The organism is Micromonospora andamanensis (assembly GCF_016863495.1).
GTDB lineage: Bacteria > Actinomycetota > Actinomycetes > Mycobacteriales > Micromonosporaceae > Micromonospora > Micromonospora andamanensis.
Genome location: NZ_BOOZ01000039.1, coordinates 1 through 19079, shown reverse-complemented (window position 1 = coordinate 19079; position 19079 = coordinate 1). Strand labels below are relative to the sequence as shown.

Sequence of the window (19079 nt, the reverse complement as noted above, 5' to 3'; positions counted from 1 at the left end):
GGTGGATGCCGTCCCGGCCAGCCCCAAGTATCCGGTGCCCACCGACTACGAACAGTGACACCACGTCACCCGGGATCGTGACACTGCGTCACTGACGCCTCGGGCGCAGCCGCGCTGTCATGGGGGACGCGCTCGTCGTGGCGACCGTGCTCGGACGAACCGGAATGCCGGGAACCTCGACAGTACGACCTGGTGCGGGGGGTCACAGGAACGAGTGTGCGGCAGCGTGGGCGAAGCGGATCGGCCGGCAGATCGGTCATCTCACGATGGGCGGACCGGGCTATAGCCTTGACCGGCTGTGTCATCGCGGTCGGGCGGAGGGGGACATGGAACTGTTCGGACGGCGCGCCGAGACCGCGGTGCTGAACCGGCTGCTGGAGCGGGCGGCGGACCGCGCTGGTTCCGGGCTCGTGCTGTGGGGTGAACCGGGCATCGGCAAGACCGCTCTGCTGGAGTACGCCGTCGCGGCGGCGTCCGACGCGACGGTGTTGCGGTGTCGGGGCACTCGGATGGAGGCGGGGCTGGCGTTCGCGGCGCTGCACGAGTTGCTGTGGCCGGTGTTGGATCGGCTGGAGACGCTCCCCACCCCGCAGGCCGCGGCGTTGCGGGGGGCGTTGGGAATGAGCCGGGACCCGGCCAACCGCTTCCTCATCGGCGCGGCCGTACTGTCGCTGCTCGCCGGTCTTGCGCGGGAGCGACAGGTGCTGGTCGTGGTGGACGACGCCCAGTGGGTCGATGAGGCGAGCGCGCTGTGCCTTGGGTTCGTCGCCCGGCGACTGGCGACGGAGCCGGTCGCGGTGCTGCTGACCGGGCACGAGGATCCCGCCTCGGGGCCGTGGGAGGGGTTGCCGGCCCTTTGGGTCGGAGGTCTGGCCGACGAGGACGCGCGCCAGCTCCTGACCGCTGTCGTGCCGGGGATCGACGCGGCACGTGCCGATCGGACGGTGCGGGCGGCGGGTGGCAACCCGCTGGCGCTGCACGAACTGCCCACCCTCGATCGGGAGACCGACGACGAGGCGACCCTTCCGCCCGCCGGGAACCCGGTGCCGGTGGGCCCACGGTTGCGGCGGGCATTCTGCGCACGGGCCGAGGCCCTGAAACCGTCGACCCGGGCGTTGCTGCTGCTGGCCGCCGCCGAGGGTCGCGGCGACAGGCACGTCGTGCACCGGGCCGGGGCCGTCTGGGGCGTCGACACGTCCGCCTGGGACGAGGCTCTGCGTTCGGGCCTGCTCCATGCCTCGGGGACCCGCCTGGAGTTCCGGCACCCGCTGATCCCGGCAGCCATCTACGACGGTTCCCCCTTCGCGGAACGGCAAGCTGTGCACCAGGCGCTGGCTGCGGCCCTGCCGCGGGACGCCACGATGGAGCGGGCTCGGCACCTGGCAGCCGCTGCCGACGGGCCGGACGAGGACGTCGCCGCACTGCTGGAGCACGCCGCCGAGGAGTGCCTGCGACGCAGTGCGGGTCCGATTGCGGCTCGTACACTGCGTCGGGCCGCGGAGCTGTCCCCGGCGCCAGCGGATGCCGCGCGCCGGCTGGCCGCCGCCGCCCGCGCCGCGTGGCACGCCGGCAACGCTGAGGCGGCGCGGCAGTTGCTCGACGATGCTGAACGCCTCAGCGGTGTGCTTCCCGTCGTCCGGCTGAGCGGCGGACTGCGCGGGATCCTCGAATTCGCACACGGCATGCCCGAGCGTGCCCACCATTACCTGACCAGTGACATGGCCGCGGTACCCGAGATTCGCCGCGCCGTGGAGCTGGGCACGGTGGCGGTCCGCGCCGCCTGGTCGGCCGGCCGGTCCGACCTCCAACAGGAGGCGCTACGACGGGTGCGGGCCGTGGACACCGCCGCCGACGCCGCGGTATCGGGGCTGATGCCCGTGCTGGAGAACTGGTGGTCCTGCTACGACTTGACAGGCGAGGCCACCCCGACGACCCGGAACCTGGCCGGCGACATCGTCGGTCAGCTTGGTACTGCCGCGTGGGAGTTGCTGCCGCCCGTGCCGTTGGTCCAGGCCTGGGGCATCGACGGTGGCCTGCTCGACGTGCTGCGTGTGCAGGCCGCACAGCTGCGGCGGCGGCACGAGCTCACCGCGCTGGCGCTGGTGCTGGCCCAGATCGCGGTCCTCGACACCGCTGCGGGCCGGTGGGACGCCGCCGAGATGGCGGCGATCGAGGGCCTGCGACTGGCCGAGGAGGTCGGGGCGGATCACCTCGCCACGCAGAGTCGCAGCTGCCTCGGCCTGCTGGCTGCCGCTCGCGGCGACCATCGCGCGGTCGAGGAGCACACCTGTCGGATGCTGCGGGTCTCGGTGCCGCGCGGCGTACGGGCGCTCAGCGCGTCGGCGTACTGGATCCGTGGACGAGCGGCGCTGTTCGACGGTCGTCCCCAGGAGGCGCTGAGCGACCTGCTGTGCCTCGTCGAGCCCGGCCACGACGCCGCCCACAGCACCTTCGCGCTGCTCGCCGCCCCGGACACCGTCGAAGCGGCGGTGCAGGTGGGCAGCGGCGACGTCGTCGGGCCTCAGGTCGCCATGGTGCGGGAGTGGGCGCAGCGTACCGGTGCGACCTGGGCCCGCACGGCCGGCCACCGCCTCACGGCCCTCGCCCAGGGTGGATCGGCGGCCGAGGCGTCGTTCCGAGCCGCCCTGGACGTCGCGGGAGCGGCGGAGCAACCGTTCGAGTACGCCCGCACCCGGCTGCTGTACGGGGAGTGGCTGCGGCGGGCGCGTCGCCGGGCCGACGCCAGTACCCAGCTCGCCGCAGCAGCGGAGACCTTCGAGCGCCTGGGCGCGGACCCACTGCGGGTGCGGGCGCTGCGCGAGCAGGCGCTGACCGACCGGCGGGCCGCACCTCGCGGGACCGATCCTCCGACCGCTGCCGGGCTGACCGCGCAGGAACTGCGGGTCGCGCAGTTGGCCGCGGATCGTCTGACGAACCGGGAGATCGCGGCGCAGCTGTTGATCAGCCCACGCACTGTCGGACACCACCTGGCCAGCGTCTACCCCAAGCTGGGCATCACCTCCCGCACCGAGCTGGCCAGGATCGACTTCGATGGAGATCTGCGGCTGCGCTAGCGACGACCGGTCCGACCGTACGCCGTTGACCTACCGGGCACCGGTTGGCTCTTGGTCCTCATCGAGCACCTTTCTGGTGCCACCGGGTCGGGTCGTCCTCCAGCGCGGAGCGGTCCCAGTTCGCCCGGTCCGCAGCGGCTTCGTAGGTGGTGCGGAGGAACTCGGCGACCGCGCGGTCCGGGTCCGGTGCGGCGCGGGCGGCCTCGTACGGCAGCAGGAACTGCTGGAACTCGGTACTGAAATAAGCGCCTTCGGGGCCGACCTGCTGCTCGGCGAACCCGTCGGGTGTCGGATAGGCGTAGGAGTAGAAAGCGCCTTCCTCGCCGCCGCCGGGCCAGAACCCGCAGCTGGACAGTTCCCGGGAGTACCCCTCGACCATGACCCAGTCCCCGCAGTTGGGCATGCCCCCGGGGTGCGGTGGGGCCGACCGGCCGGAGAAGCGGGTGCAGGCCAGGTCCATCCCGCCCCAGAAGAAGTGCACCGGACTGACCTTGCCCACGAAGTGCGACCGGAACTCGCCGATCACCCGGTTCGCCTGCAACAGTTGTCGCCAGAACAGGGCGGCCGCCGCACCGTCGTAGGAGGCGTGTTGGTGGTCCTCGGCGAACGGGATCGCCGGATCGACCTCGTTGGGGCGCGGCCGGATCGGTGCCTCGATCCCGAGTTCGTCGAGCATGGCCATGACCCGCGAGTAGAACTCGGCGACCGACATCGGCCGCAGCGGGAGGCTCCGCGCGCCGCCGCTGCTGGTGCGAACGTCGAGCCGATGATCGAGGAAGTCGAACTCGATCTCGAAGGCGCCCGTGCCGTACGGGATCGTCGACGTCGTCAACCCGCGCGGGCTCACGTACAGGGTCACCTGCCACCAGTGGTTGAGCAGCGGAGCGTGGGCCATGCGGATCTTGCCCACGATCTGGGTCCACATGTGCAGGGTCTCGCGGGTGGCGGTCCAGTCCGAGACCCGCAGGCTCGGCCAGCTCATCGTTGCCGGGCTTGTCATGCTCAGTCACATCCTTGGCGCTGTCTGATGATCAGCGGTACTCCGGGTTGGCGGCGTCCGGATAAGCTCCTGCGTCCCAGGCAGTGCGCTGGTTGCCGTAGGCCGGGAATCCACCTGCACGACGGATCATCGACGCGAGGTGGAGCAGGTTGTAGGTCATGAACGCGGTGTTGCGGTTGGTGAAGTCGTTCTCCGGCCCGCCGGAGCCCTCGTCGAGGTAGGAGGGCCCCGGGCCGACCTCACCGAGCCAACCCGCATCGGCCTGCGGCGGGACGGTGAAGCCGATGTGCTGCAAGCTGTAGAGGATGCTCATCGCACAGTGCTTCAGACCGTCCTCGTTGCCGGTGAGCAGGCAGCCACCGACCCGCCCGTAGTAGGCGTACTGGCCCTGCTCGTTGAGGACGCCGGAGTAGCCGTAGAGCCGTTCGATCACCCGACGGGTCACCGAACTGTTGTCGCCGAGCCAGATCGGTCCGGCGATGACCAGGATGTCGGCTGCCAGCACCCGGGTCAGCAGCGCTGGCCATTCGTCGGTTTCCCATCCGTACTCGGTCATATCGGGACGCACGCCGGTGGCGATGTCATGGTCGACGGCGCGGATCTGGTCCACGCTGACCCCGTTCGCCTCCATGATCGCCACACTGCGGTCGATCACCCCCTGGGTGTGGCTACGCCCCGGGGAACGGTTGAGGGTGCAGTTAATGTACATCGCGCGCAACCAGGTGAAATCGGGCTTCGCAATCCCCGTCGCGGTCATGGGGTCCTTCCCTGGTGGTCGGTCGTGCCGTGGGCTCGTCGGTCGACACGAAGGTCCCTCGCAGCTGGACGTCGGTCGGTCCGCACGAAGGATCCGGCAGGACAGGGCCGGGCTGCCCGGCGCAGCGGCGCGCCCGGTGGGGTCCACCCAACGAGTGTCGGACGCTGCGGCCCGCGCCGGATCGGCCGGTAAATCGGTCGGTCCTGCCGGCCAGCGCGCTCAAGGACGCCGGCGATCACACGTGGTCAAGCACGTCGATGACCGTGAGTCGGCCGCCATCGCCGGGATCCGGATCCGGGATCATCGTCTCCGGATCGACGAGACAGACCTCGTGACCGTCAAGCGTCAGCCGACGCGCCACCTCCAGAAGCATCCGTCGGGCCACATCGTCGATGGAGTGCACAAGCGAGACGTCGAGGACCACTCGGGGCTCCGCAGGCGCGTTCTCCACGAGTTCGCGAACGATCCGCTCGGCTCCCGCGAAGCGGATCCCGCCCTGCAGCCGGAGAACCCGGGTCGCGTCCGCTCCACCGCCGCGTACCCGATTGGAACGCACGACCGCGCGCGCCGCGGGAGGGACCTCCATCACATGCAACCCCATGTCGTACGAGAACCGCTCGAACAGCGACACTCCACGCACGCTGTTGCCGTGCCGGTCCAGCCGCGGCGAGAAGGTGGCGATGCCGAGCTGTCCAGGGAGTGCACCGATCAGTCCCCCGGCCACCCCGCTCTTCGCCGGGATGCCGACCTGCGTGGCCCAGTCGCCGGCGGCGTCGTACATTCCGCAGGTGGCCATGACGCTCAGGACCTGGCGCACCACCGCCGCGTCCACCACCTGCTCGTTCGAGAGGGGATTCACGCCACTGTTGGCCAGGGTCGCCGCCATCATCGCCAGATCCCGGGTGGTCACGAGCACCGAGCACTGACGGATGTACCCGTCGACGACGGTCCGGGGATCCTCGGTGAGGATGTCGTGGCTGCGGAGCATGTGCGCGATGGCGAGGTTGCGGTGCGCGTTCTCCATCTCGGATCCGCACACCGTCTCATCGACCGTCAGCTGACGGCCCGCGAACGCCGACAGCCCCTGAACGACGCGGTCGACCCGCTCGACGGGCTTCAGGTTCTCCGGTCCGGCGAGTGAGTGAGCGGTGATCGCGCCAGCGTTGATCATCGGATTGCGGGGACGGCCCGTCTCGCTTTCAAGGGATATCTCGTTGAACGCCTCCCCAGACGGCTCGACCCCGACCTTGGCGAGTACTCGGTCGAAGCCGCGATCGGAGAGCGCCATCGCGTACACGAAGGGCTTCGAGATCGACTGGATCGTGAACGCGGCATCGACGTCGCCGGCACCGTGGACCGTGCCGTCGACCGTGGCGAAGACCACTGCGAGGCGGTCCGGATCAGCTGTCGCGAGCTCGGGAATGTACCCCGCCTGCGCCCCGGAGGTGTCCGATTCGGCATCTCCAAGCACCTCAGCCAGATAGTCGGGAACGACTGACCGCATTCGTCCTCCTCGGGTTCCCGCGGAGGCTGCCGGTGCGGGGCCTCGCGCACCAGCAGCCTGGCAGGCCGCGGTGAGGGTTCGCAGCTCGACATCCGGTTCTCCTGCAGCAGTCCCGGGCTTGAGGCGGGCACCGACCGCGCGGGAGCCGGCGCATCGGCGTGCTGGGCTGTCCGAGCACGGAGCTGCGGATCTGCCCCGGGAAATCAGTGACTGTGGTCGCGGCGGAGGAAGCAGGACAGCAGTTCCCTGAACTCGTGCGGGTGCTCGATGGCCGGCACGTGCCCGCATCGACCGAACACGTGCAGACGGACATCGGCCAGGTGTCCGAGTAGGGGCAGGGCTGCCGTCTCGAGCGGGGTGACCCGGTCCTCGGCGCCGTGCACGAGCAGCACCGGCGCGCGGATCGCTGCCAGCGTTGACGCCGAGAGGGTGAGATCGTCGACCCATCGTGCCCTGGGTGGAGGGAACAGCGACGCGTACGCCGCCGCCCCCGCTCGCATCGCAGCCGCCCGGGCCTCGACTGCCGACGCGGTCACCAGCGCCTGGTCGAGGACGAGGCGACTCAGCATGTCCCGTGCCCCCACGGGGCCGGCGGGGGCGGCCCAGAGCGCGTCGAGCTCAGCGGAGAGCGGCGCTCCGGGGGCGCCCATCGTCGCGACCGCCACCACCCGGGTGACCTGCTGGGGGCGCGCGGCCGCCAACGCCAGCGCCACCGCGCCGCCCATGGAGTGACCCACCACGGCGTAGTGGTCGATGCCGAGGGCATCCATCAGGCCCGCGGCCTGCTCCGTCCACAGTCGGAGCCCACCCCGGGCGCCCGCCGGGACAGGGGTACGACCGAACCCCGCCTGGTCAGGAGCCACCAGGTGCAAGGCCGTGCCCAGCGCCTGCGCCGTCACAGCCCAGGCACCGGACCCGGTCGTGCCGGGCCCGGAGCCGTGCAGCATCAGCACCGCAGGTCCGGTGCCGCTCTCCAGGACGTGGACGGGGAAGCCGTCGACGGTGACGGTCCGAAGTGTCGTCAGCGGGTCGGGCAAGGTGTACTCATGCCGAGGCGGGGTCGACTGACTTCGAGAAGACCTCCATCATCGCCTTGCCGAACTGCGGCATGTCCGGCCAGCCCCGACAGGAGACGAGGTTGCCGTCCACGACGTCGGGGGCGTCGATGACTGTCGCGCCAGCGTTCTCCATGTCGCCGGTGATGGGTGGGAAGCACGCCGTCTTCCGACCCTTCAGCAGCCCGTACACCGCTGGTACCTGCGCGCCGTGGCACACAAGCGCGATGGGGAGGTTGCGCGCGAAGAAGTGCTCGGTGATGCGCCTGACGTCGGCGTCGACCCGGATCCACTCCGGTGCGCGTCCTCCGGGGATGATGAGGGCGTCATAGCGCTCGACGTCGACCTCGGCCCAGGGCACGTCGACCGGCAGCTTCCGGCCGTTCTTCTCCACGTAGGCGTCGGAGTTGGGGTCGAACTCGTGGATGACAAGTTGCACGTCACGCCTTGTCCGTGACGAGACGTCGACGTCCCAGCCGCCCTCCTGGACGCGGTAGTAGGGATACATGGTGTCGAGTTCCTCGGCGGCGTCGCCGGTCAGGAGCAGCGCTCTGGGCACCTGCTTCTCCTCGCATCTGGTGGCCGGTGAGGTAGATCCAATACGATCCGATCCGATTGACTCAGCATTCCCCGGCCCAGCCCGCCCGTCAAGCCTCCAGCGCTACGCCATTCGCGTCCCTGGCTTCGTCAAACAATCGCCGGAAACGCTCGCCGGAGCGCAGGATGTGCCGACGCATCGCGTAGGCGGCGGCGTCGGGGTCACGCGCGGCGATCGCGGCCACGATCTCCTCGTGCTCGGCCATGGCCAGGTGAGTGACCTGGGCGTCGTGGTGCAGCCGGAAGAGGTGCACGTGACTGTGCAGGCGCGCGAGCGCTTCCCGGATGACCTGGTTCTCCGCGCTCAGCGCGACGAGATCGTGAAAGGCGGCGTCGCGTAGACCGAAGGCGCCGTAGGCCGTGGGCCCGCTGCCGCCCTCCAGCTCCGCCATCTCCGCAAGCATTCGCCGCAGACCGGCCACCTGCTCCGAGGACGCGCGTTCGGCGGATCTGCGCGCCGCAGCCGGCTCGAGGAGCAGGCGGACCTCGAGCATGTCCTCGAACCGGTGACGGGTGATCTGAGGGGGAATGCGGTAGCCGGCGTGGGGCACCCGCACGACCAGGCCCTCGGCCTCCATCCGGTTCAGCGCGTCTCGGATCGGCGTCTGCGAGACCCCCAGCTCGCGCGCCAGGACGTCGATGGTCACGCGGGAGCCAGGCTCGATCCGCAGCGACATCAGCTGTCCGAGCAGCGTGTCGTACACCTCGTCGGCAAGCCGGCCGCCAGATCTTCCCGGTGGCGTTCCGCCCGTCACGGCCCGACGGCCCCGCGCGATCATTCCTTCGTCGTCCATCGTGACGTGAGGCCTCTCTTTGCGTCTTCCGGAACCTGTTGACATCAGTCACAACTCTGCGACATGCTGACGCACCACCCGGATCGTATAGGAAAAATGGCGGATGACCGCCATCGCGCACCGTCGCGGAGCCGCCCGCGATCGCTCTACTTCGATCACCTGGAGCTCCCATGAGCGTGCTCGACGTCCTGCTCGGTTCACCGCCCGCCCGCAGCCGGGCCGGAGGACTTCTCGACGGCGCGAAGATCCAGTAGATCGCGGCGCACTCGTGACGCCGGCCCTCCGCGGCAGCCCGGCAACACGCCTGGACAACCCAGCACCTGCTCGGCGAAGCACATAGCGAGGTTCTAGAAGTCCCCACCCCAGAAAGCAGGCGAGAAGATGCGGCATCAACAGCGAATACGACGAATGTCAGTGCCCAGCCGAAGGGTGCAGCTGGCGACGGCGGCCATGCTGCTGATGGCCACGACCGTGGCCGCGTGCGGCGATGGCGAGGAAGGCGGCGGGGCGGCGAGCGCCCCCAAGGCGCCGGCGACCATCCCGGAGCTCACCACGGACCCGCTGACCCTCAGCTTCATCTGGTTCGAGTGGCCGCCCGCCCAGGCGCTGGAAGCCTTCGCGAACGCGGAGTACAAGAAGGAGCGACCGAACACCACGGTCAAGGTCAACACCGTGCCGAACGCGAACTGGCACGACGCCATGTTCACCCAGTTCGCCGCGCGCAAGACCGACTTCGACATCGCGATCCTGGACTCGCAACACATCGGCGAGGCCGTGACAAACGGCAACATCCTCGACATCACCGACTTCGTCAAGAGCAACATCGATGTCAATGCCTACAACCCGTACCTCCTCGCGGCCTACGGCCAGTTCCCCCAGGCGGAGACCGGCAAGCGCGACGAGAACGCCAGCCTGTACGGACTTCCGCTGCTCGGCGACACCTGGACGATGATCTACCGCAAGGACCTGATCGGCGACAAGCCACCGCAGACCTGGGACGAGATGATCTCAGTCGCCGAGAGGTGCCAGGCGGACAACCCGGGCGTCAGCGGCCTGGCTTTCCACCAGGCCAACGGCTCCGACGCAGCGGCCGTCACCTACAACACGGTGAACGGCGTCTACGGCGGCAACCTGTGGGACTCCAAGACGCGCAAGATCGACGGCGTCCTCAACGACGCTGCGGGCCAGGAGGCGATGGACGTCCTGGTCAACAAGATGAAGCCGCTGACCGCCAGGGGATCCGGCAACTGGTTCATCGACGAGGTCAACGCCGCGGTCGCCCAGGGCAAGGCGTGTATCGCGTTCAACTGGATCGCCGCGAGCGGTGGACTGCTCGATCCGGAGCAGTCGACACTCGGCACCACGCGGGAGCAGATCCTCGACAAGCTGGGTTTTGCCACCCTGCCGAGCCAGAAGACCAACCTGGTCCCGCTCGGCGGTATGGGGATGCACGTGTCGGCCTACTCCCCCGAGGCGAACCAGGCTGAGGCCCTGAACTTCATGAAGTGGTTCCAGCGCGCTGATGTCCAGAAGAAGTGGGCCGCGGCTGGTGGCGTGCCGTCGCGTACGGATGCCCTGGAATCGCCCGAGTTCCTCAACGCCGGGCCGTTCAACCAGGTGTACACCGACTCGGTGCCACGGATGCGCGACATGTGGAACGTGCCGGAGTACGCACGCCTCGTCGACATCGAGAACACGAACGTGAACGCGGCACTCAACGGTGCGAAGACGCCCACGGATGCGCTCAACGACATCGCGAAGGAGCAGCAGAGCGTGCTCGACTCCAGCAGCCGCAAGGGCGGCGGCGGGCTGTGAGTGACCCCGTCCCTCTGACTACCGACCACCCCGGGCAGGTGGCGTCCGCGCCGCCACCTGCACCGGGTCGGTCCCGCCGGCTGAGCGACCGCGTGCTCGCCGTGACCTTCATTTCCCCCGCGCTGCTGCTGTTGCTCGGGATGTCGGTGTTCCCCTTGCTGTGGGCGTTGTACCTGTCCTTCACCGACTACTCGGCCACCCGCGGAGGGCCCGCCCGTTTCATCGGGTTCGCGAACTACACAGCCATCCTGACGTCGGCGCAGGTCCACCAGCGGGCCTTGACGACGTTGATCTACGTGGTCGGCGCGGTCACCCTGCAGACGGTGCTCGGTTTCGGCATCGCCTACCTGATCTCCCGGCGCGCGCACGGGCGGGGCGTGCTGACCACCCTGTTCCTGGTCCCGATGATGCTGTCGCCGGTCGTGGTCGGGCTGTTCTGGCGATTCATGCTCGACGCGCAGTTCGGCGTGATCAACAGCATGCTCGGCTCGCTCGGCCTGGGGCAGGTGGAGTGGCTCACCCGACAGCGAACGGCGTTGATCTCCCTGATCGTGGTCGACACCTGGCAATGGACACCGTTCATCATGCTCATCGCCCTCGCCGGCCTCACCGCGGTGCCCAAGTACCTGTACGAGGCCGCCTCCATCGACCGGGCCTCCGAGTGGTTCCGGTTCCGCACCATCACTCTTCCGCTGGTGTGGCCGCTGCTGCTCATCGCCGTGTTGTTCCGGTCCATCGAGGCCTTCCGGCTGTTCGACCTCGTCTACATCCTCACCAACGGCGGCCCGGGTGTCTCCACCGAGACGTTGTCGTTCCACGTCTACAAGGTGGCGTTTCTGGGCTTCAACACCGGGACCGCCTCGGCGTACGGGATCCTCATGGTCCTCGTCGTCATCGTTCTCACGCAGCTCTACCTGCGCTACCTGAACAAGCTCAAGGAGGGCTGATGGCCGTCTCCGTCGACGAGGCCGTGTCCACAGGCCCGGCCCGGGACCGCACGCCGCCCGCACGCCGCTTCGGCGGCCGGGGTCGGTCCGTGCTGGAGGTCGCGCTGCTGACCGCGCTGGCCGTCGTGATGCTCTTCCCGGTGCTGTGGATGATCGAGACGTCCATCAAGGAGAACCGGGACGTCTACGCCGTCCCGGCCGAGTTCTTCGGCTTCACCGTCACGATGGACCACTTCAAGGACGTGTTCGTCGCTCCCGACGGCGGCCGTTCGGACCTGTCCGTCGCGTTCCTCAACTCCGCGGTGGTCGCCGGGGTCTCCACGCTGCTGGCCACCGTGCTGGGGGTCCCGGCGGCCTGGGCCTACTCGCGCTTCGCCGTGAGGGCCAAGAAGGACCAACTGTTCTTCATCCTGTCCACCCGCTTCATGCCGCCGGTGGTGGTGGTGATCCCGATCTTCCTCATGTACCGCCAGCTCGGGCTCATAGACAGCAAACTCGGACTGATCCTCATCTACACCGCGTTCAACGTCCCGTTCACGATCTGGATGATGAAGGGGTTCGTCGACGAGGTGCCCGCGGAGTACGAGGACGCCGCCATGCTCGACGGCTACACCCGTCTGCAGGCGTTCTGGCGATACACCCTGCCTTTGCTCGTGCCCGGCATCGCCGCGACGGCGGTCTTCGCTCTCATCTTCTCGTGGAACGAGTTCGTGTTCGCCATCTTCCTCACCTCCAGCGACGACGTACGGACGGCTCCACCGGCCATCGCCGGCCTCATCGGTGGCACCACGACGGACTGGGGTCTCGTGGCCGCCGCCTCCGTGGTGTTCGCCCTACCTGTGCTCGTCTTCGCCTACCTGGTGCGCAAGCACCTCATCGCCGGTGTGACGCTCGGGGCGGTGCGACGCTGATGGCGGACATCGAGGTGAAAGCCCTGCACAAGCGCTACCCGGACGGGACGGTCGCGGTTGATCACGTGGACCTGTCCATCGGCGACGGCGAGCTTTTCGTGATGCTCGGCCCGTCGGGTTGCGGCAAGACGACCACGCTGCGGGCCATAGCCGGACTGGAGCGGCAGACGACAGGTGACATCCGCATCGGCGACACGCTTGTCAACGACCTGCCGCCGGCCGAGCGCGACATCGCCATGGTGTTCCAGTTCTACGCTCTCTACCCGCATCTGAAAACCCGCGACAACCTGGCGTTCCCCCTGCGGGCCGAGGGACTGCCCAAGGCGGAGGTGCGCGAGCGGGTCGCCGAGGCCGCCCGGCTGATGCGGCTCGGTCCGCTGCTCGACCGGCGACCGCGCCAGCTGTCCGGCGGGGAGCAGCAGCGCGTCGCGCTGGCTCGCGCCCTGGTACGACGACCGCGCGCATTCCTCATGGACGAACCGCTCACCAATCTGGACGCGGAGCTGAGGGCGGACATGCGCACGGAGATCAAGCACCTGCAGGGGGAACTGGGGGCGACGATGGTCTACGTCACCCACGACCAGGTCGAGGCCATGTCGCTCGGGCATCGCATCGCCATCCTCAACAAGGGCCGCGTCGAGCAGATCGGTACGCCGCTGGAGGTCTACGACCGGCCGGCGAGTCTCTTCTGCGCCGCATTCATCGGCTCCCCGCCGATGAACCTGATCGAGGTGGAGGTGGCCGACGGGAAGCTGCGCGGCCAGGGCGGGCTGGTCCTCACGCCACCGCCAGGCCTGCCGCGCGACCGTCACCTGGTCGCCGGCGTCCGGCCGGAGGCGCTGGAAGTCACCGAACCAGGGGCGGAGGATTCGGTTCCGGCCCGCGTGGTCTCGGTGGAGTGGCTGGGCGACGAAATCATCTACGTGGTCGACCACGGCGGCCAGCGTGACGTCCGGGTCCGGATGCCACCGACTGTCCGTTTCGCCGCTGACGCACGTGTCGGGCTGCGGCACACCGGGGGGACCCCTGTGGTCTACGACGTGAGCACGGAAGAGCTGGTGGCCTGATGGGAACCGTGGCAGTGCAGGGGCTGTGCAAGTCCTTCGGCAAAGTTCAGGCCCTCGACGGGGTGACGCTTGACGTGCCGGACGGCTCGTTCTTCGTCGTGCTCGGGCCCTCCGGGGCAGGCAAGACGACGACCCTACGAGCGATCGCCGGTCTGGACAAGCTTGACGCCGGGTCGGTGCGTCTGGACGGCAGGGACGCGACAGCTGACGCTCCGGCCGAGCGGGACCTGGCCATGGTCTTCCAGAACTACGCCCTCTACCCGCGACACACGGCGTACGAGAACATCGCCTCGCCGCTGCGCGCCCGCCGCTGTTCGGCAGCCGAGATCGCCGCTGCCGTCGAGCGGATGTCGAGCCTGTTGCACATCGAACGGCTGCTGCAGCGTCGTCCCGCGCAGTTGTCGGGCGGTGAGATGCAGCGGGTCGCCCTGGCCCGGGCGCTGGTCCGTCGCCCACGCGCGTTTCTCATGGACGAGCCGCTGACGAACCTCGACCTCAAGCTCCGCGTCGAGATGCGCACCGAACTCACCCGCATCCACCGCAGCCTCGGAGCGACCTTCCTCTACGTGACGAACGACCAGGTCGAGGCCCTGTCCATGGCCGACCAGGTCGCGGTCCTCAAGGAGGGGAAGGTGCAACAGGTCGGCACGCCGACCGAGGTGTACGAGCGTCCCGCCAACCAATGGGTCGCCGGATTCGTCGGGAGCCCACCGATCAGCCTGCTCCCCTGCCACGCCGAGGGAGACCGACTGATCGGTGCGCAGGGCTGGACGCTGCCGCGACCCCGCTGGACCACGGCTGAGGACGGTCGTCCGCTGCTGCTGGGCCTGCGCGCGGAGGATATGTCCGTCGAGCGACGTGGGCACGCGTCGTTGTCCGGGGAACTCTACGGGCTTGAGCCACTCGGTGACCGGACGGTGGTCGACGTCCGGGTGGGGACGGAGATCCTCAAGGTCAAGGCACGACCCACAGTCACCGGTACGCCGGGCGAGCAGCTGCAGGTCACTGTCGACCTGGACCGTGCGCACCTGTTCGATGCGGACACCGGGCTGTCGCTGTCCGAGGCCGGGCGGTAACCGCGTCGGGCGGCGACGGCACCATGCGCCCGCACGCGGCGATCGAACCTCGACGGACCGCCGAGACGGCCGTGGCCCGAGCCGGCGACCGCGCCGAGTGTCGCCGGGCAGACCGGCCCACTGCGACGTTCGACCCGCTCGGCACCCGACGAGGGCGGGTGACCGCCCGCCTCCGCGCACGGCGCGATCGCCGAGGTACGCCGACACACCGAGAAGATCACAGGAGGCGGCGCGATGAGTGACCCGATGAACGTCCTGGCCCCCGAGCACCGGCGGCTCCGGATCGGCGACGCCTGGCGCGACGCCGCAAGCGGAGCCACATTTGCCGTCGAGGACCCGGCGACCGGCAAGACCGTCGCCGAGGTGGCGGACGCCGACGTCGTGGACGGACTCGCGGCACTGGACGCGGCGAGCACGGCAATGCGGCAGTGGGCGGCGACCCCACCACGGAGACGGTCAGAGTTGTTGACCGCGACGTACCGGGCACTGATTGAGCGATCCGAGGAGATCGCCCGGCTGATCACGCTGGAGATGGGCAAGCCGCTCGCCGAGGCCCGGGCAGAGGTGGCGTACGGCGCCGAGTTCTTCCGCTGGTTCGCCGAGGAGGCGGTGCGCGTCGAAGGGCGCTACAGCACCGCTCCGGCAGGCGGCTATCGCATCCTCACCGTGCCGAAGCCGGTCGGACCGTGCGTGTTCGTGACGCCCTGGAACTTCCCGCTGGCCATGGGCGCCCGCAAGATCGCCCCGGCGCTGGCCGCGGGCTGCACGACGATCACCAAGCCAGCAGGCCAGACGCCCCTCACCATGCTGCTCCTGGCCCGCATCATGGAGGAGGTGGGCGTCCCACCGGGCGTCGTCAACGTGGTGACCACCAAGCGTTCCGGCGCGGTGGTCTCCGCACTGCTGGCCGACGCCCGGACCCGCAAGCTCTCGTTCACCGGGTCGACCGAGGTCGGGCGGGTGCTGCTTCGTCAGGCCGCTGACAACGTACTGCGTACCTCGATGGAACTGGGCGGCAACGCAGCCCTGATCGTCTGCGCGGACGCCGACCTGGACGGCGCAGTCGACGGCGCCATGGTGGCCAAGATGCGCAACATCGGGGAATCCTGCATCGCGGCCAACCGGATCTACGTGGAGGAGCCGGTGCGCGAGGAGTTCACGGCGCGCTTTGCCGAGCGGATGGGCGCGCTCTCGGTGGGTCACGGTCTCGACGACGGCGTGGATGTCGGAGCGCTGATCGACGAGGCGTCGGTGGCCACCATCGACGGGCTGGTCGCCGACGCTGTCGATCGGGGCGCCCGGGTCCTGGTGGGTGGCAGGCGTCCGGACGGACCGGGCCACTTCTACCCGCCCACGGTCCTCGTCGACGTGCCCGACGATGCGCGGATGCTCAGGGCGGAGATCTTCGGCCCGGTCGCGCCGATCATCTCGTTCACGTCCGACGACGAGGTGCTGGCGAAGGCCAACGACACCGAGCACGGCCTGGTCGGTTACGTCTTCACCAGTGACCTCCAGCGGGCGCTCCGGTTCGCCGAGGGGCTGGAAACGGGGATGATCGGTATCAACCGTGGCCTGATCTCCGACCCGTCAGCCCCGTTCGGGGGCGTCAAGCAGTCCGGGGTCGGCAAGGAGGGCTCGCACGAGGGCATCCTCGAATACCTCGACGTCACCTACGCGGCGATCGACCTCCCATGACCGGCCTGCCGCTCCGGGCGTACACCGGCAATCACCGCGCCCTGTGCGGACGCCACCCGGCCCGTCTTCACCCGGCGGACGGGACCCCGGCCGAAGCGGGCACGAAGCCACCGGCACCCGGGACGTCGGTCACTGCGCCGGCGTGCGCAACGCCGCCCGGCGGGCACGCTGGCGTCACCCGGTCGGCCAAACTCGCCGACGCCGTCCCGGTCACGCAGCTGACCTGGACGTCCGCCCAGCACATCGCCGCCGACGTTCCGGAGAGGCACCGACATGCTTGAGACCGTCCGCGGACCGCGCCAGCTGATCGTGGGCGAAGGGGTCGCGCAGAACATCCCACGAGTGGTGGCCGAGATCGGCTCGCGAGTCCTCGTCGTGACCGATCAGGCACTTTTCCGGCAGCCGAGTGTGGCCGAGATCGTGGCCGCCGTCCGGGAAGAGGTTGCTGTCGTCGAGGTGTTCGCCGACGCGACTCCAGACGTGCCACTCGCCGATGTCGCCCTGGCCGTCTCGGTCGCCGCCGAGGTGGACGCCGACGTGATCCTCGCCATCGGCGGTGGCACGGTGATCGACCTCGCCAAGATCGTCGGCGTCATCCGGCGCCACGGTGGGACGCCGCGCGACTTCTACGGCGAGTCGAAGGTGCCGGGGCCGACGATTCCGCTCGTCGCGGTCCCGACGACGTCAGGCACCGGCTCCGAGCTCACCCCCGTCTCGGTGTTGACCGACCCCGACCGCGAGCTGAAGGTGGGGGTTTCCAGCGTCCACATCGTGCCCGACTTCGCCATCGTCGACCCTGAACTCACCTACACCTGCCCTCCGACCGTCACCGCCCACTCCGGTATCGACGCGTTCTGTCACGCGGTGGAGAGCTACACCGCGCGACCCCGGGCCCACGGACCGCGCGACCCGGTGGAGCAGGTGTTCCTCGGCCGCAACCCGATCACCGACCACTACGCGCTCCTGGCCGCGGAGCGGATCGCCCGTAGCCTGCGTCGTGCGGTCAGGGACGGCGGCGACACGGACGCACGGGCGGGCATGTCCTACGGCTCCATGCTCGCCGGAATCGCCTTCTCCCACGCGGGCAACGCGGCCCCGCACGCCCTCCAGTACCCCATCGGCGCAGCCACGCACACGCCGCACGGCCTGGGCGTCGGGCTGCTGCTGCCGTACGCGCTGGACGCGGCCAGGGATGCCATCGGCGACCGGTTGGCGATCCTCGCGAGGGTGTGCGGGCTCGACGTGACCGACGCCTCGGATGCCGAGGCCGCAGACGCGTTCCTCACCTGGCTCGACCGGCTCCTCGCCGACATCGGCATCCCGCCCACCTTGGCCGACATCGGCGTGGCCCGCGCCGACCTCCCGCGCTTCGCGGAGATGGCCAGTGGCGTCACCCGCCTGATCCAGAACCATCCGGGCCCGACCGACGCCGCCAGCCTGACCGCGATCCTCGAAGCGGCCTGGGCCGGGGAGCGGACCCGACACGTCCTGACTCCGAGCAGGGATCGTGACGGGCCCGTCACCTGACGACCGGGTCAGGTGTACGTCGAGCGCACCCGTTGCTGTGCCTCGACGAGTTCGTCTCCGTGCCGGGTGACCCAGTCGGCGAGGGCGCGCATCGGTCCGTCGGCGAAGGTTCGGCCGAGGGGTGTCAGGGCGTAGTCGACCCGAGGGGGCGACTGCGCGTACCACAGGCGCTCGGTAAGCCCGCTGCTGTCCAACCGGTGCAGTGCCTCGGTGAGTGCCTTGTCGCTGATGCCGCCGATCATCGCCCGCAGCGCGTGGCGACGTCGCGGGCCGGCGGCAAGAGCGGCCAGGACCACCGGATCCCACACATGCGTGAACAGGTCCGTTGCCATCCGCAGCCGGCAGTCCGCCACGAACTCCAGGCAGCCGCTGTCCGTATCACGAGACATCCGACAATCGTCCCACCGCCGACGCGCACCGGATGGTGCGTGACGACCTGATCGGTTCGCATCAGACTTCCTAGGGTCTGACGCCATGCGCATCGGAATCCTCGGCACCGGAACCCTCGCCACGGCGCTCGCCACCGCCTGGACCCGGGCCGGACACGACATCAGCATCGCCGGCCGCTCGCCCCAACGCACCGACGCCGCGGCGAACATGTCCGGAGCCCACGCCCGACAGCTCCCCGACATCGCCGACCACGTCGACGTCGTCCTGCTCTGCGTGCACTGGGAAGGCATCACCGACATTCTCACCGCCGCCGGCGCGCCCGCCGGGACGCTCGCCGGTAAACCCCTGATCGACCCCACGAACGCCGTCGATCACGGCATCGGCGTGCTACGCACCGACCCCGGCCGCGCGATCGCGCACCACGTCGCCGACCTCGCCCCTGGCGCCCATGTCGTCAAAGCGCTGCACCTGTTCCCATCGACACAGTGGACCACGCCCGCACCGACACCGGTCACGGTCGCGATGTGTGGCGACGACCCGGAAGCGGTGGAGATTGTCGGCTCACTCGTACGCGACATCGGAGGCATCCCCGCCGTGCTCGGCGGACTGGACCGCGCCCGCCAACTGGAAGAAGTCGCCGGGTTCGTCATCACGCTGGCCTTCGCCGCCGTCGACCCGCAGTCCGCGATCCCCGCCGTAGCCCAACCCCTCCCCCAGCCCTGATGAGCCCCACGACGCCCTACCCCAGACACGCTCCGAGAGACGTGAGGGCGTACGGGTCGGGTGGCGCATGTCCGGTCCCCGCGGCCTAAGGCCGCGGGGACCGTTCATCGCCCGGCTCTCGTAGGCGTCACGAGACCGGCCACCTCA

Annotated in this window: 16 protein-coding genes; 9 read left to right on the top strand and 7 right to left on the bottom strand. The window is 69.6% G+C overall.

What is annotated here, in order from left to right:
• Nucleotides 1-326: 326 nt before the first annotated feature.
• Nucleotides 327-3074 carry a helix-turn-helix transcriptional regulator gene (locus Van01_RS25325; RefSeq protein ID WP_204012580.1) on the top strand — a complete coding sequence of 916 codons (2748 nt, stop codon included), beginning with the start codon at nucleotides 327-329 and terminating at the stop codon, nucleotides 3072-3074.
• Between the two features lie 58 nt (nucleotides 3075-3132).
• Here Van01_RS25325 and Van01_RS25320 read toward each other — a convergent pair whose 3' ends face one another.
• From Van01_RS25320 to Van01_RS25295, 6 genes are all read right to left on the bottom strand, one after another.
• Nucleotides 3133-4074, bottom strand: a complete 942-nt coding sequence (locus Van01_RS25320; RefSeq protein ID WP_204012578.1) for a DUF5996 family protein — start codon at nucleotides 4072-4074, stop codon at nucleotides 3133-3135.
• 31 nt (nucleotides 4075-4105) lie between these two features.
• On the bottom strand, nucleotides 4106-4831 hold the full coding sequence (locus Van01_RS25315; RefSeq protein ID WP_204012576.1) for a flavodoxin family protein: 726 nt from the start codon (nucleotides 4829-4831) through the stop codon (nucleotides 4106-4108).
• A gap of 235 nt (nucleotides 4832-5066) precedes the next feature.
• Nucleotides 5067-6335 carry a glutaminase gene (locus Van01_RS25310; RefSeq protein WP_204012574.1) on the bottom strand — a complete coding sequence of 423 codons (1269 nt, stop codon included), beginning with the start codon at nucleotides 6333-6335 and terminating at the stop codon, nucleotides 5067-5069.
• A gap of 203 nt (nucleotides 6336-6538) precedes the next feature.
• Nucleotides 6539-7372 carry an alpha/beta fold hydrolase gene (locus Van01_RS25305; RefSeq protein WP_239099288.1) on the bottom strand — a complete coding sequence of 278 codons (834 nt, stop codon included), beginning with the start codon at nucleotides 7370-7372 and terminating at the stop codon, nucleotides 6539-6541.
• 7 nt (nucleotides 7373-7379) lie between these two features.
• A complete protein-coding gene (locus Van01_RS25300; protein ID WP_204012572.1) occupies nucleotides 7380-7949 on the bottom strand; it encodes a DJ-1/PfpI family protein in 570 nt (189 codons plus the stop codon).
• Between the two features lie 88 nt (nucleotides 7950-8037).
• Nucleotides 8038-8781 carry a GntR family transcriptional regulator gene (locus Van01_RS25295; RefSeq protein ID WP_239099287.1) on the bottom strand — a complete coding sequence of 248 codons (744 nt, stop codon included), beginning with the start codon at nucleotides 8779-8781 and terminating at the stop codon, nucleotides 8038-8040.
• A gap of 408 nt (nucleotides 8782-9189) precedes the next feature.
• On the opposite strand from Van01_RS25295, the gene Van01_RS25290 reads away from it, so the two are divergent.
• From Van01_RS25290 to Van01_RS25260, 7 genes are all read left to right on the top strand, one after another.
• Nucleotides 9190-10596, top strand: coding sequence for an extracellular solute-binding protein (locus tag Van01_RS25290; protein ID WP_239099286.1), 1407 nt, complete (start codon nucleotides 9190-9192; stop codon nucleotides 10594-10596).
• Between the two features lie 101 nt (nucleotides 10597-10697).
• Entirely contained in the window at nucleotides 10698-11543 is an 846-nt protein-coding gene (locus Van01_RS25285) for a carbohydrate ABC transporter permease (protein WP_239099285.1), read from the top strand.
• Nucleotides 11543-12454 (top strand): carbohydrate ABC transporter permease, encoded by a 912-nt coding sequence (locus Van01_RS25280; RefSeq protein ID WP_204012563.1) that lies wholly within the window; start codon nucleotides 11543-11545, stop codon nucleotides 12452-12454. Before Van01_RS25285 ends, Van01_RS25280 begins: the two co-directional genes overlap by 1 nt.
• Nucleotides 12454-13521, top strand: coding sequence for an ABC transporter ATP-binding protein (locus Van01_RS25275; protein ID WP_204012561.1), 1068 nt, complete (start codon nucleotides 12454-12456; stop codon nucleotides 13519-13521). The genes Van01_RS25280 and Van01_RS25275 overlap by 1 nt, the downstream gene beginning before the upstream one ends.
• Nucleotides 13521-14597 carry an ABC transporter ATP-binding protein gene (locus Van01_RS25270; RefSeq protein WP_204012559.1) on the top strand — a complete coding sequence of 359 codons (1077 nt, stop codon included), beginning with the start codon at nucleotides 13521-13523 and terminating at the stop codon, nucleotides 14595-14597. Before Van01_RS25275 ends, Van01_RS25270 begins: the two co-directional genes overlap by 1 nt.
• Nucleotides 14598-14831: 234 nt before the next feature.
• On the top strand, nucleotides 14832-16292 hold the full coding sequence (locus Van01_RS25265) for an NAD-dependent succinate-semialdehyde dehydrogenase (RefSeq protein WP_204012557.1): 1461 nt from the start codon (nucleotides 14832-14834) through the stop codon (nucleotides 16290-16292).
• A gap of 273 nt (nucleotides 16293-16565) precedes the next feature.
• On the top strand, nucleotides 16566-17819 hold the full coding sequence (locus Van01_RS25260; protein WP_204012555.1) for an iron-containing alcohol dehydrogenase: 1254 nt from the start codon (nucleotides 16566-16568) through the stop codon (nucleotides 17817-17819).
• 8 nt (nucleotides 17820-17827) lie between these two features.
• Here the strand turns inward: Van01_RS25260 and Van01_RS25255 are convergent, their stop codons facing one another.
• Nucleotides 17828-18208: a winged helix-turn-helix transcriptional regulator gene (locus Van01_RS25255; RefSeq protein ID WP_204012552.1), complete on the bottom strand. Its 381-nt coding sequence runs from the start codon at nucleotides 18206-18208 to the stop codon at nucleotides 17828-17830.
• A gap of 85 nt (nucleotides 18209-18293) precedes the next feature.
• On the opposite strand from Van01_RS25255, the gene Van01_RS25250 reads away from it, so the two are divergent.
• On the top strand, nucleotides 18294-18932 hold the full coding sequence (locus Van01_RS25250; RefSeq protein ID WP_204012549.1) for an NADPH-dependent F420 reductase: 639 nt from the start codon (nucleotides 18294-18296) through the stop codon (nucleotides 18930-18932).
• Nucleotides 18933-19079 lie beyond the last annotated feature (147 nt).

Excerpts from the sequence above, each read along its gene's own strand:
- Van01_RS25325 (WP_204012580.1), top strand. The coding sequence starts at position 327 with ATGGAACTGTTCGGACGGCGCGCCGAGACCGCGGTGCTGAACCGGCTG.
- Van01_RS25320 (WP_204012578.1), bottom strand. The coding sequence starts at position 4,074 with ATGACAAGCCCGGCAACGATGAGCTGGCCGAGCCTGCGGGTCTCGGAC.
- Van01_RS25315 (WP_204012576.1), bottom strand. The coding sequence starts at position 4,831 with ATGACCGCGACGGGGATTGCGAAGCCCGATTTCACCTGGTTGCGCGCG.
- Van01_RS25310 (WP_204012574.1), bottom strand. The coding sequence starts at position 6,335 with ATGCGGTCAGTCGTTCCCGACTATCTGGCTGAGGTGCTTGGAGATGCC.
- Van01_RS25295 (WP_239099287.1), bottom strand. The coding sequence starts at position 8,781 with ATGGACGACGAAGGAATGATCGCGCGGGGCCGTCGGGCCGTGACGGGC.
- Van01_RS25290 (WP_239099286.1), top strand. The coding sequence starts at position 9,190 with ATGTCAGTGCCCAGCCGAAGGGTGCAGCTGGCGACGGCGGCCATGCTG.
- Van01_RS25280 (WP_204012563.1), top strand. The coding sequence starts at position 11,543 with ATGGCCGTCTCCGTCGACGAGGCCGTGTCCACAGGCCCGGCCCGGGAC.
- Van01_RS25275 (WP_204012561.1), top strand. The coding sequence starts at position 12,454 with ATGGCGGACATCGAGGTGAAAGCCCTGCACAAGCGCTACCCGGACGGG.
- Van01_RS25270 (WP_204012559.1), top strand. The coding sequence starts at position 13,521 with ATGGGAACCGTGGCAGTGCAGGGGCTGTGCAAGTCCTTCGGCAAAGTT.
- Van01_RS25265 (WP_204012557.1), top strand. The coding sequence starts at position 14,832 with ATGAGTGACCCGATGAACGTCCTGGCCCCCGAGCACCGGCGGCTCCGG.
- Van01_RS25260 (WP_204012555.1), top strand. The coding sequence starts at position 16,566 with ATGCTTGAGACCGTCCGCGGACCGCGCCAGCTGATCGTGGGCGAAGGG.
- Van01_RS25255 (WP_204012552.1), bottom strand. The coding sequence starts at position 18,208 with ATGTCTCGTGATACGGACAGCGGCTGCCTGGAGTTCGTGGCGGACTGC.
- Van01_RS25250 (WP_204012549.1), top strand. The coding sequence starts at position 18,294 with ATGCGCATCGGAATCCTCGGCACCGGAACCCTCGCCACGGCGCTCGCC.